Source organism: [Pseudopropionibacterium] massiliense (assembly GCF_900607225.1).
Classification (GTDB): Bacteria; Actinomycetota; Actinomycetes; order Propionibacteriales; family Propionibacteriaceae; genus Arachnia; species Arachnia massiliensis.
Window position 1 is genome coordinate 353378 of record NZ_LR027842.1, and the last position, 13111, is coordinate 366488.

9 protein-coding genes and 1 pseudogene are annotated in these 13111 nt (G+C 63.2%); 8 read left to right on the plus strand and 2 right to left on the minus strand.

Annotation, left to right across the window (positions count from 1 at the left end; genetic code table 11):
• The first annotated feature begins 164 nt into the window (after positions 1 to 164).
• Genes lanM through E0E39_RS01530 form a run of 7 tightly spaced genes read left to right on the plus strand, consistent with a single transcriptional unit; the run spans position 165 to position 9279 of the window.
• Positions 165 to 3155, plus strand: a complete 2991-nt coding sequence (gene lanM, locus E0E39_RS01500; RefSeq protein ID WP_165444592.1) for a type 2 lanthipeptide synthetase LanM — start codon at positions 165 to 167, stop codon at positions 3153 to 3155.
• A gap of 1 nt (position 3156) precedes the next feature.
• A complete protein-coding gene (locus tag E0E39_RS01505) occupies positions 3157 to 3537 on the plus strand; it encodes a hypothetical protein (RefSeq protein ID WP_130873168.1) in 381 nt (126 codons plus the stop codon).
• A 14-nt stretch (positions 3538 to 3551) separates the two neighbouring features.
• A complete protein-coding gene (locus E0E39_RS01510; protein ID WP_165444593.1) occupies positions 3552 to 5726 on the plus strand; it encodes a peptidase domain-containing ABC transporter in 2175 nt (724 codons plus the stop codon).
• Positions 5727 to 5737: 11 nt separating this feature from the next.
• Positions 5738 to 6694 carry an ABC transporter ATP-binding protein gene (locus E0E39_RS01515; protein ID WP_165444594.1) on the plus strand — a complete coding sequence of 319 codons (957 nt, stop codon included), beginning with the start codon at positions 5738 to 5740 and terminating at the stop codon, positions 6692 to 6694.
• On the plus strand, positions 6684 to 7499 hold the full coding sequence (locus E0E39_RS01520; protein ID WP_130873171.1) for a hypothetical protein: 816 nt from the start codon (positions 6684 to 6686) through the stop codon (positions 7497 to 7499). The genes E0E39_RS01515 and E0E39_RS01520 overlap by 11 nt, the downstream gene beginning before the upstream one ends.
• Entirely contained in the window at positions 7496 to 8482 is a 987-nt protein-coding gene (locus E0E39_RS01525) for an ABC transporter ATP-binding protein (protein WP_130873172.1), read from the plus strand. The genes E0E39_RS01520 and E0E39_RS01525 overlap by 4 nt, the downstream gene beginning before the upstream one ends.
• Positions 8482 to 9279, plus strand: coding sequence for an ABC transporter permease (locus E0E39_RS01530; RefSeq protein ID WP_130873173.1), 798 nt, complete (start codon positions 8482 to 8484; stop codon positions 9277 to 9279). The genes E0E39_RS01525 and E0E39_RS01530 overlap by 1 nt, the downstream gene beginning before the upstream one ends.
• Before the next feature lie 100 nt (positions 9280 to 9379).
• Here E0E39_RS01530 and E0E39_RS01535 read toward each other — a convergent pair.
• Both E0E39_RS01535 and E0E39_RS01545 read right to left on the minus strand, forming a co-directional pair.
• Positions 9380 to 9731, minus strand: a pseudogene (locus E0E39_RS01535) (IS1634 family transposase); the annotation flags it as partial.
• Positions 9732 to 9905: 174 nt separating this feature from the next.
• Positions 9906 to 10085 carry a hypothetical protein gene (locus tag E0E39_RS01545; RefSeq protein ID WP_207302379.1) on the minus strand — a complete coding sequence of 60 codons (180 nt, stop codon included), beginning with the start codon at positions 10083 to 10085 and terminating at the stop codon, positions 9906 to 9908.
• 383 nt (positions 10086 to 10468) lie between these two features.
• Between E0E39_RS01545 and E0E39_RS01550 the strand changes: the two genes are divergently transcribed.
• On the plus strand, positions 10469 to 13111 hold a 2643-nt coding region (locus E0E39_RS01550), incomplete at its 3' end, for a DUF5979 domain-containing protein (RefSeq protein WP_165444595.1).

A 13111-nucleotide genomic window follows, 5' to 3' on the forward strand; every position in this document is an offset into this window, starting at 1 on the left:
CCGAAATTGATGCCGCTCTCGGCGCACAGCGCTGGAGTCGCTGGATGCAACTGCCTCCTCTCCGTGGCGCGGACGATGTGGACGCCGTCCTCGCCCCTTTGGGGGTCACTTCCACATGTCTCCGCGCTCTTCTGGGTGAAACTCCCGCATCCTTGGCGCGTCGCATGCAGACAGGACCTGCGCCCGAGTGGTATCTGCATTTCCAACGACTCTGGGAGCAGGGTGAGCGCACTCAGCACCTGCCCAAATCAGCCCCGCTCGACGTGATTGAACTGGTGCGCCCGTTGGTTGACGGCGCGCTGGAAGAACTGGCGGTGCGCGGGGAAGCGCTCACGCACGAGGTGCCAGAGCCAGCCGAGGCCGTTCGCGGGGCTCTGAATGCCACACTCTCGGAGCATCCGTTAGCTGATCTTGCGCCAATCATTGCCCCCACCGGGGTCCTTGAGGTCCACCTGATGAAGTCGGCGGGGCGACTCTTTGGTAACACTCCCGAGGAGCGCTACGAGAGCTTTATCCACCTCCTGCACGACCCGGAGGTGCGCGAAGAGTTGCTGAGCAAGTACGTGGAGTTGGCGCGCATCGTCACCACCCGTCTGATGTTTTGGGTGGAGCGGCGGCTCGACTTCCTACGAGCTTACCGGGACGATCGCGCTGAGTTGGCCCATTTGCTCGGTGCCGATACTGTGATGATCACCGACGTGGAGTTCGGCGCGGGCGACTCGCACTGCGAGGGCCGCACCGTCGCGATCGTGACCACGGACGCCGGTCGCGTCGTCTACAAGCCCCGCGCGGGGGATCTGGACACCGCATTCGCGTCCATCGTGGACTGGACGAACGAGAGGCTCCCGCGCCTTCCTCTGCGTGCGCTGCGTCCCGTGGGTCAAGGCTCACACACGTGGGTGGAGTTCGTGGACAGCAGCATCACCACCGATGATGACGGCGCAGACGCCTTCTCCTATCGACTGGGCAAGTTTGCTGCCCTGCTCTACTGCCTGCATGCGACAGACTTTCATTTCGAGAACGTGGCCGCATCAGGCAGCGACCCGGTTCTGATTGACCTCGAAGCCCTGCTCCACAAGGGCAATACCAGCCGCGATGAGGACACCCTCACCAACGTGGCCTACGACTTCCTCGCCGACTCAGTGCGCAAGATCGGGATCCTCCCGGACCGCATTTTCATGCGCGAGGGCGACCAGTCACACGTCGTCGATGTCTCCGCCATGGGTGGGCATGGCGGCCAAGAGGGGCTTGTGTCGGTCCCCACCCTGGTCGCCGTCGGCACGGACGAAGTGCACATCGAGCCCCAGCGGCACATTGTGACCGATCAACCTAACGCGCCCGTTGCGGCGGATGGAAGCTCCTTCAATCTGGTGGAGCGCGGCGAGCCATTCACCGAGGGTTTCCGCACTGCCTACCAGGTGATCGCGGCCGAGAAGGAAGCAGCATTGTCTGTTTGGCTGCCGCTTTTGGCTTCGAGCAGCGTCCGTTTCATCGCACGCCCAACTTTCTTGTACGGACGCCTGCTGTTGAAATCCTACCACCCTGAGCTCCTGCGCGACCGTTTGGATCGCACGATGTTCCTGAGCAAGCTCCTGCACGGTCATCCAGGTGATCCCAACCGGAGGAGAATGATGTCTGCCGAGATGAGAGATCTCCTTCAGGGAGATATCCCCTTCTTCGTCACTCAAGCTGGTTCGGGAGTCCTGCGCGGTGCTGACGGGAAGCTCATTGGCCAAGGCGGTGAGGCCCCGGTTGAAGCGGCACGGCAACGTCTCACGATGTTGAACGAGACCGACTTGGAGCAGCAGACGGAGGTGTGTCGCTATTCATTCATCGCAGCCCGGGTTGACGGTGAGAACGATCGCTGGCCTGGCTGGGAGAGCCCGCTTGTCCCCGGTGAGGGTTACCCGACCGACACGCTCACGGACGCCGCATGCCGCATCGGACACACCTTGATGGACAAGGCAGTGCGGCGAGGTGCCGATGTCGGCTGGATAGGCCTCAATCTGGTGGATGAGCGCTGGTGGACGCTTTCCCCTGCGACGCTGGACCTCTACAGCGGCAGCCCAGGTATTGCTCTCGCGCTGGCTGCCATCGGCAAGGTCAGCGGAGACGAGGAGATCTCCACATTCGCCACCGGTGTGCTCACCCTCGTTGCCCGGCAGGCGCGACAAATGCGCAAACTGGCCGATGAGAAGGGCGTCCACGGCGGAATCAACGGCACCGACTGCGGTGCATTCGGCGTGATCGGGGGGCCCATTTACGCATTGAACTACGCAGCCGGCCTGTTCGACCGCCCCGACTGGTCGGCGGCCGCCAACACACTTTTGAGCCCCTTGGCCCGGCTCGTCAAGGAAGAACGCTGCTCCGACATCGTCTCGGGAGCGGCCGGGGCATTAATGCTCGCGCATTCCTCACCTCCCAGCAACGCAGCCGAGGAATTGGCTCACGCGGCCGCCACCCGACTGAAGGAACTCGCATTGTGGGACCACGAGCGTGCGTCGTGGGCGAGCGACTTGGCACAGGGAGAACCCTTGGTCGGATTCTCGCACGGAACCTTGGGCATCGCGCTGGCTCTGGCCATCCACGCCCGCAACACTGGAGAGGAGTCGTGGTGGGATCTCGTCCGAGGGGCGATGTCACACGAAGCCAAGCACTTCGATTCGCAGTCCGGAGACTCCGCTGACCTGCGTGACCTGGCGCAGGACCGCAGTGGCCCGATGCGGGCGTGGTGCCACGGAGCCGGTGGTGGTGGCTTGGGTCGTCTGCTCCTGAGCAACATCGGCGCCGGGCAGCTGGATCAGAAGCGTCTACGCACGGAGGCGTCGCTGGCGGCATCCGCCCTCGCAAACACTGGCCTCGGGGGCAGGGACGTGGTCACCGGGATCGGCAACCACTCAATCTGCCACGGAGACGTTGGCAACCTTCTCGTGTTGAGCAGAATCGAAGGATGGAACACTCAAGGCGACGCATGGCGAGCCATCCTGGCCTCCGGTGAAAACGGTCGCTGGCTCTGTGGAGTACCCGGTGGTGTGTTCACCCCAGGCCTCATGACCGGTTTGGCGGGGGTCGGATGGGGCTTGGCCTACGCTGCGGAACGCGGTGCGCTGCCGGACGTACTGGCCTTGGAGCCTTCCCCTGCCAACGGGTGGTGACATGCCCTCACTCACCGCTATCGGCCTGTATCGTTGGGGCGTCCTCACGCTTGCGGGAGCAACTTTGGGTGTCCTGCTCGCCGTCGCGACGTTCGTCAGCTACACCCCTGTGGGCACCGCCATCCTGGAAACGTGTGACGCCAGCACCGCGACCCTGCGGTTCACCACAGTCAACCAGGCGCCCGCGGGAACGACGGTCGAAATCACGACGACCGGGTCGGTGGCTTCCGGGATCATCGCCCCGGGGCCACAGGACACGACCGACGTTCCCACCCAGGTCAGCCTCACTACTGATCTCTGCGGGCAGGTGGCCGTGCCGCGTGAGAGCATCGTCCTCGTCAGGTTCCCACCGAAGCCTCTGATCACAGGACTACTCTCATGAGGGGCAGAGTTCCAGTGATTCGTCAACAGACGGCGACCGAGTGCGGGTTGGCTTGCCTCGCGATGGTCCTGGCACACCATGGGCGCCGCACCACGTTGCGCGCGCTTCGTGACACCGTCGACATTGGGCGTGACGGCGCGAGCCTGCGGACGTTGGTTGCCTTGGCGCGTTCGGCGGGCATGGATACCCATGCTTATCGAGCCCCGGCCGCCAAGCTTACCGAGCTACCCCTTCCGCTTGTCCTGCACTGGGAGGATGCCCACTACGTCGTCCTAGAGAGGATCATGGGGGACAAGGTACACGTGGTTGACCCGGGGTTGGGCCGACGCACGATGTCGTGGGTCACCTTTGAGAAAAGCTACGCGGGTATCGCGCTGAGCGCGCGACCAGGACCGGAGTTCCGCCGCCAGCGTGGCGAGCGGTTCGCGATTGGTGCCTTCATCGCGGGCTACATCCCTCACCGGATTGCTCCCCTCCTGCTGCTCTTCGTGGCTTCTCTCGTGTTGGTGCTCCTAGCGATTATTCCCGCATTTTTGACCCGATTCTTTGTTGATCAATTCATCCCGTCTGGTGATGTAGGGTTGGTCGGATTCTTGGCTCTCATGATCGCCTTGTTCGGTCTGTGTCACATCCTGTGCTTCTTGGCCCGGGCTGAACTCTTGTTGTGGCTGCAGACCGTCATGGACTTGAGGATGATGCGACGCTTCATGAGTCACCTGCTCGCCTTGCCTTATAAGTACTTCCAGACCCGACGGGGCGGCGATCTTCTGGTGCGGGCAGGCAGCACATCCTTCGTCCGTGACGTGCTCAGCGGGCAAATGCTCGCGATAGCGATCGACAGCCTCCTTGTGGTCGTGTACTTCACGCTCATCGCCCGGACCAGTGTGCCCCTGGCCCTCACCTTGGTGGCGGTTGCTGTCCTGCAGGTGTTGTTGATTCTCGTCACCCTTCCGGCGGCCAAACGTTTCGCTCAAGATGAGTTGGTCAGCATGAGTGAAGCCCAGTCGGCGCTGCTGGAAACTATCTCCGGAATTGAAACCGTCAAAGCGTGCGGGGCTGAATCGGAGAGTTACGCCCGCTGGGGCGAGCAGTTCGACCGGCAGTTGCATGCCTCGGTCAGGAGGCGCCGCCTCGACGTTCAGATCGAAAGTCTCCTGGGTGGGTTGCGCATCGCGCTCCCTCCAGCGGTCACTTTGGTCGGTGCCGTTATAGTCCTGAACGGCTCTCTCACCGCGGGTGACATGCTGGCGCTCAGTGCTCTTGCTGGTGCTGCGCTCGCCCCGGTCAGTACCTTGGGTCACAGTCTTCAGTCCTTGCAGACCGTGGGCGTCCATCTTGATCGTGTCCGCGATGTTCTCGAGGAGCCCATTGAGGAAGTGCAAGAGGACGCGCCCAAGTACAGCCTCTCCGGCCAGATCTCTTTGCGCAATGTGTCGTTCCGGTACGGGACAGGCAGCCCTTGGGCGCTCGAAGGAATCGACCTCGAGATACCTGCCCACTCACGTATCGCCATTGTGGGAGCCAGTGGCTCCGGAAAATCGACACTCGCCCGGGTCGTAACAGGTCTTCTACAAGCCGAGGGAGGTTCTATTTCTCTGGACGGTCATGCGCTGAAGGACCTGAATTTGCGCCATTTTCGCCAGCAATGCGGGGTGGTGACACAGTCGCCGAGCATGATGAGTGGTAGTTTGCGCCACAATGTGACTATCTCTGCCCCGGGGGCTACGGACAGCGAGGTGTGGGAAGCCTTGGAGGCAGCTGCCCTGGCTGACGAAGTGCGGTGCATGCCTTTGGGATTGGCGACGCCTTTGGGTGATGGCGGGCTCGGGTTGTCGGGCGGGCAGTTGCAGCGACTTGCGATCGCACGCGCGGTCATCCGTCGACCACGAATCCTCGTTCTTGATGAAGCCACCTCCCACCTCGACTCGGGGAGCGAGAACCGGGTGTTCGAGCATCTCCACCACCTCGACTGCACCCAGATCCTGGTTGCCCACCGGTTGAGTACTGTGCGAGATGCAGATCTCATTGTGTGCCTTGCTCACGGTCGGGTCGTCGGCCAGGGCACCCACAGCGAACTGTTCGCCTCCTGCGCGGAGTATCAGCACCTCATCAATCGGCAGCTTCCAGCTATGGGTGCGCCCGCCCTCATCGATACGCCTTTCCTGAGCTCTGATCTTCCCGACGCATGAGGAGGTGCGCCATGACCAGCCTTACTGCTCCGAAAGGGAACCACACACCTCGGCACGCATACGTGCCTTCTGGGACGCTGAGTGCCCACCATCTTCACAAGAAGTTCGGACGAGTCACCGCCTTGGACGACGTGAGTTTCGAGGTGCAGCCTGGTCGCGTCACGGGGTTCTTGGGCCCCAACGGTTCGGGCAAAACCACGACACTGCGCTGCCTGTTAGGGCTGTCGACCCCGACCAGCGGTCACGTGCGCTTCGGTGACGGCTCACTACAAGACCTGCCACCCTTCCCTCAGGGAGTGGCGTGGGCGCTGGAACGTGACGGGTTTATCCCCGGTCGCCGTGTCCAAGACCACTTGGCCATCACTGCAGCTGGGCTGGGGCTTGATCGGCGCTCGATCGACTCCGTCCTGGGACGGGTGGGGTTGGAGGGTAGTGGACGCCGACGCATCAGGGCGCTTTCCTTGGGCATGCGCCGACGCCTGGTGTTGGCTGATGTACTCCTTCATGAACCCAGCTATGTCCTTCTCGATGAGCCCACCAACGGGCTTGATCCTGAGGGAATCCTGTGGCTTCGGGAAACCCTGCGCGGTTTGGCCGACAAAGGCTGCACCGTCTTGCTGTCGTCGCACCTGCTCAATGAGGCCGAGCGGCTCATTGATGATGCCATCCTCATCCACCACGGGTGCACCGTGTGGGAGGGCAGCCTCAAACACTGGCGGGCGGATGCTCCGCCCACCGTCCTCCTCGACGGCGATGACCCCCACGAGTTGTACGACACTTTGAACCAGCGGGGAGTGCATGTGTTGTTCACCCCGGAAACGTACAGCGCGATCTCGGCAGCTGACTTGCCGCAAGCACTCGAAGCTTTGACCGGGGCAGGAGTTGACCACCACGTGACGTCCCAACGTCCGCCCACCTTGGAAGAGCTCTTCCTCCGTACGACACAGGAGGCACCCCATGAACACTGACATTCTTGCCGCTGTCCGCGCCGAGTTCGTGAAGGCACGTACTGACCCCGCACTGCAACTCGTCCTGCTGGTCGCCGTCCTGATGATGATCGGGCTACCACTCTTAACCGCCTTCAACCTTGCCGAGGATTTCTCAGTCGCTGGGACGACGACGGTCCGGGACTATCTCTTCAGCTTCCCCGGACGCCAAGGGTACTTGGCCGCGCTGCTGTTGGGCGTCCTCATTGCGGCCCGCGATGTCGAGTCCGGCGGCACCGCGCGGCTTGTTGTCATGTGCCGTGGCCGCGGTGCTGTGTTGGCTGGCAAGGTGGTCGTGACCACTGTTGCCTCCTTGACGGTCGGGTTGGCATGCATCGTTGCCGCCACGCTGACCGTGTCTGCCGTCGTCTGGGCGCGTACGTTGATCAATCCGCTCCAAGACCCAGCTATCTGGTGGATGAGCCTGCGGACCTTGGTGGTCTTTGTCGTGTGGAGTCTGATCGGCTTGGGAGTGGGACTACTGATGCGCAACACAGTGGCCAGTACGGCCACTGTGCTCCTGTACGGTATCCTCATTGAACCGACAATCACCTTCCTGTCCAACGAGCACACGTCATTGAGCGGGGTGGGTCGTTTCCTCCCCAGCGCTTTGTCCTACGCGCTGGTATGGCCGTCGACACCGGGTGTGGAGAACACCTCCGTCGGTGCCCAGTCCGGGCAAGCACTCGCGGCCGGTCCGGCCATCGGTTTGTTGTGTGTGTACGCCGTCCTAGCTATAGTCGTTGGCTATGCGATGGGCCTGTTCCGTCGAGATTTGCCCGCATGATAGGCACCAATCGGGCGATCGATATCGGGCCAGACGGGGTTCTGCCGTCATCGGTGCCTGCCATCACAGTACAGGGGTTGTGGCGCCGCTATTGCGCAGGGAGAGGCCGCACGGAAAAAGTGTTCGACGCCGTCCGCGGGGTCGACTTGACCGTTCACCACGGTGAGGTGTTCGCGTTGTTGGGGACGAACGGTGCAGGGAAGACCTCCACTGTCGAGGTCATAGAAGGTCTCGCTCCACCCAGCGAGGGCAACGTTCGCGTGTTGGGTCAGGACCCTTACGCCGAACGTCATCTCGTGCGCCCCTGCACCGGGATCCTGCTGCAGAGTTCGGGGTTTCCCCCAGCCCTGACGGTTCGTGAGATGGCTCGTATGTGGCACGGCACGCTGAGGTCGCCGTATCCAATCGACGACATGCTTGATGCGGTCGGCTTGGACCACAGCTCACACCTCCTGACAGCCAACCTTTCGGGCGGTGAGCGCCGCCGTCTTGATTTGGCACTCACCTTGATGACGCGCGCTGACGTCCTGATTTTGGATGAGCCCACCACAGGCCTCGACCCTGACTCACGTCACCGGATGTGGACGTTGATTCGGGAACGCGTAGCAGGTGGCGCAGCAGCATTGATCACCACGCACTATCTGGAGGAAGCAGAGAAGTTTGCTGACCGTCTGGCCGTCATGCACGCCGGTCGCATCGCACGACAGGGAACCCTTCGGGAGATCGTGAGCAATGCGCCCGCGCGCATCACGTTCAACTGTCCACCTGGCCTGTCGCTCAGCGACCTTCGTGTTCCTGCGGCCCGCATCATGTCGGAACGAGGAGCCCACACAACACGCATCCTGATCGAGACGGCGGATCTTCAAGGCGCTCTCGCCGCGACGCTGGCCTGGGCGGGACCTCACGTTCTGGACGATCTTCAGGCCCGTAGCGCTTCACTTGAACAGGCGTTCCTATCCCTGTCTGACACGGAGGAGTCGTGATGCCCACCGCGCTGGTCCCAATGTCCAGGTTAAGCGCCCGGCGGCTGTGGTCGCTGGCGCGGGCCGAGTCCACCATCTTGTTGCGCAACCCACCCGCCTTGATGAGCGCGCTGGGCTTGCCGCTCTTCATGACCTTCATTTACACGATGTTGCAGGTGGGGGGGCTCAGCTCGGGGATGCGGTTGACGACGGTGCTCATCTCGTCGTGCCTGCTTTTCGTGGTGTACTACACGATGGTCAGTTCGTTGGTGGCGCGGCGCGAACAGTTCGTTCTCAAACGCCTCTATGCGGGCGAGGCCACGCCCTTGGAGATTCTCCTTGCTCCCGCCTTTCCGCTCGTGGTTCTCCTGGTGATCCAGGTGGCATGCGGTTTGGGCGGATCGATCGTCCTCGGAGCGATTCCCCAGCACGGCTGGGCCCTTCTGCTAGCTGTGGTGGGAGGCGCCGCCACGTGGACTGCACTGGCGGTGGTGAGTGCATCACACACGCGAACCGTCGAGTCTGCACAGTTCACCACGATGCCGCTGATCCTGGTGGCCATGGCTGCTTCCGGATTCTCCTTTCCCCTTGACACGTTGCCGTTTCCTTTGGAGTGGCTGGCCCACTGGTTGCCCATGACGCCCGTCGTTGACCTCATCATCTTCGCTTTCACGGGCACATCCCCTAATGGTGAGCCTCTGGACGATCCGCTGAGCGTCGCAGGGGGCATCCTTGGCATGCTTGCCCCCTTGGCCGCGTGGTGTCTGGGTTCGATGGCTCTCGCTCGTCATGTGTTCCGCTGGGATCCACGGAACTGACCGTGCCAGCCGGGTTGGTTGACAGCGCGAATCATTGTCGCGTCAAATGCGTGGGCGGTTCTCGCGCTCTCAGGACCCCCTGACCTGAGTTGGCACGGGTTTAGTGACCTGCGCGGGCGAGAAATTCGGTGATGTCCTCGGGGATCCTCGGTTCGGCGTGAAGTTGTTGGCAGGCCAGGCTGATGGTGACGTGTTGCAGGATGTGTAGCGCGCGGACGACCTTCTTGATGCTCCCGCCGGTGCGGGTCTGTAAGTTACGGGCGATCACGAGGGCGGTAGGCACGATGGTGAGGTGGGCCTCGACCGAGTCACGCTGCCGGTGGTAGATCTGGCGGGCGGCCAGGTCACTCTTGCTCATCCGGAAGTACTGCTCGACGCGCCACGTGGTAGCTGCTGATGACCTCGGCGACCGGCATCACGGTTGCGGTGATGCTGGTGGCGTAGCCCATCAGCCGACCAGGCAGCACATCGCAGGGGCACTTCGTCCGGGCCGGGGCCGCTGCCCGGCGACGCAGGGTGATCGTGTCGATGACCTGACCATCAGTGAACGTGTTGCGATGTGAGGCGCGCAACCCCAGTTCTTCGATCACCCGGATGCTGTCGAGCTTGTCGGAACAGCAGTGGCTTCACCGGAGAGCTTTTCGTGCGGCTGCTTCAGCATCGGTCTTGTCGTCTTTGCCGAGCCGGGCTCTCAGGTGCGGATGAGGCTGGTTGACTTCCACCACCTCGATGCCTGCATCAAGCAGGAACCGCGTGATGCCTGTCGCATGTGAGCCGGTGAACTCTACGCCGATCTTGTTGATCACGCCAAACCCAGCCAGCCAGTCCACCCAGAACCAACGTGCTCCCGGAACGAGTCGACCCGTCGGTGTCAGGACAGCGCTACCAGCAGCGCGTCAGCGATTCGGTAGGTCAGACCCGCCCCGAGACCACAACGCCATCTTCATTGCCAACCGGACACTCCCTGCTGGTCCAACCGGCATCGGGGAAAAGGGCGTTCCGTGCTGGTTCCATCAGGTAGAAGGCGAAAGTTATATCCCTTTCGGTGGGTTGGATAGGTTGTTTCCCGCGGCGAAAGGAAGGTGTTTCCAACCGTGCTTTCCAACGAGCGGGGGATTGCCCTTATGCTGGCCCGTGATTGTGTTTTCCCGGAAAGTTTCCCGGGGTCGCAGGTTCAGGAGGGGGAATCATGACCGATGTCCGAAGGGTATCGCCGCGGCGGCGCTTCGTCGCGGTGTTGGCTGCTTTCGTGTTGGCCGTGGCGGGTGTTTTCGTGCATGGCGCACCTGCCCGTTCCGAGGAGAACAACGCCATCAAGTTCGGACCGGTGACGCTGACGCATGTCACCGAGACCGGAGATCCTGTTCCTGCTCCAGGGCGTCAGCTGTTGCGAGGAAATTTCTTCTTCCTGGACATCTCCTTTGACGCCACCACCGCCAATCCGCAGCCGGGGGACACCTTCTCCATTTCCATTCCTGAACCGTTCGTGAACCGCGACGCGGGGAACTCCCAGCGGGAGGTCATCAAACCTCTCATGGTCGGCGCGACCCAGGTCGGCGACTGCAACATCAAGGCCAGCCTCATCACTTGCACCCTGAACGACGCGGTGCGGGGTCGCACCGACATCCTGGGGACGCTGCGGGCTCAACTGGTGGCCGGAGGGGTCACGTCCAGGACCAGCAGCACCTTCGTCATCAACGGGCAGAACCACGTGCTCCAACACCCCTGGGGCGAGGACATCGTCGCGCCCGGGATCGTGCCGTTCACCCCGGGCACCAGAGCGGTCAAGGGCGCCACCGGGGTCGGATCCGGGTCGAAGGCCATCAACTGGCGCGTCATCTTCGGCGGCGCCTGGCTGAAGAACAACTACCCCAACGGCGGGCCCGTCACCATCACCGACACCATCAGCGCGGGCATGGATGTGCCGGACCCCTCCACCGTGCAACTCATCGAGGTGTACGGCGATCCCGCCACCGGAAGGGCCACCGACCGCGTCGTCGCCAAGGGGAACGGCACCGGCGAACTGGACGGTTTCAAGGTGACCCCCGGCATCGAGGGACGGACCGTCACCTTCAAGGTCGAGGGGCCGCTCTCCACGGACAAGGACTACCGGGTCGAGTTCACCACCCCCTTCACGGGCGGCGAGACGGTGATCCCCGGATTCCAGTACACCAACGCCGCCACCTTCGTCGAAGCCGGCCACACCACACCCACCGCCGTTCGCAGCTACTTCGAGTCCTTCAAGGCGATCGTCACCTACAAGCAGGGCTTCGGCGGCTTCGAGGTGAGCAAGAACATCCAGGGGGACGTGATCCCGCCGCGGGGCCAGAAATTCGACGTCACCGTCAACTACACCCTGCCCGCAGGCACCACGGCCGCGGACTACCCCGGCTGGGACGCACCCGAGAATCCGACGAAACTGACCGTGACCGTCGGGAGCACCGCGCCGTACATGCCGACCTTCCCCAAGGGAACCACGGTCACCCTCAGCGAGGACGCGGCTTCCGCCGACCCCGCGACCCCCGGGATCGCATGGGGCGCACCGGTGTTCTCGTCGACCAACAACAAGGTGGGCATCAGCGGCGACAGGACCCGGGCCACCTTCACCGTCGAGGACCAGGTGACCCTCCCGGTGTCACTGATGAACACCACCGAGACCGCCAGCGGCACCTTCGCGATCTCCAAGACGATCGTCGACGGGGGTTCCACCGGTGCCGACACCTTCAGCGTGAGGTATGCGTGTTCTGCTGCTGGTGAGGGTGGGGTTGCAGCCGAGGGGGCGGTTGATGTGACCGCCGGTGCGGACAAGGTTGTGGGTAGGTTCCCGGTGGGTACCTCGTGTGAGGTGGTGTCCGAGGACGAGGCGGCGGCTGCTCGTGCCGGCTACACCCTGACCGTGGACACGGGGCAGGCGGTGACCGTCGTCAAGGACGACACCGTCACGGTCAACGTCACCAACACCTATGCCCGGGACCTCGGTACCTTCGCGATCGGCAAACGGGTGTTCGACGGAGGCTCCACCGGAACCGACACGTTCTCGCTGAACTACAGGTGCTCCGCAGCGGGCGCGGACGGCGTTCCGGCCACCGGCACGGTCCAGGTCAACGCGGAGGAGAACAAGGTCGTGGGCAGGTTCCCGGTCGGAACCACCTGCGAGGTGGTCTCCGAGGACGAGGCGGCCGCCGCCCGCGCCGGCTACACCCTGACCGTCGACAAGGGACAGCCCGTGACCATCACGAGAAACGACCTCGTCACGGTGACCAACACCTACACCCGGGACCTCGGGACCTTCGCGATCGGCAAGACGATCGTCCCCGGCGGCTCCGAGGGCACCGACACCTTCGGCATCGAGTACAGGTGCTCCGCGGCGGGCGAGAATGACGACGGCGCCGTTGCCGCCACGGGCACCGTGGCGGTGACCGCCGGAGTGAATGAAGTGGTCGGCAGGTTCCCGGTGGGAACCACCTGCGAGGTGACCTCAGAGGTTCCCGCCCCGCGTGCCGGCTACACCCTGACCGTTGACACGGGACAGGCGGTGACCGTCGTCAAGGACGACACCGTCACGGTCAACGTCACCAACACCTATGCCCGGGACCTCGGCACCTTCGCGATCTCCAAGACGATCGTCGACGGGGGTTCCACCGGTGCTGACACCTTCAGCGTGAGGTATGCGTGTTCTGCTGCTGGTGAGGGTGGGGTTGCAGCCGAGGGGGCGGTTGATGTGACCGCCGGTGCGGACAAGGTTGTGGGTAGGTTCCCGGTGGGTACCTCGTGTGAGGTGGTGTCCGAGGACGAGGCGGCGGCTGCTCGTGCCGGCTACACCCTGACCGTT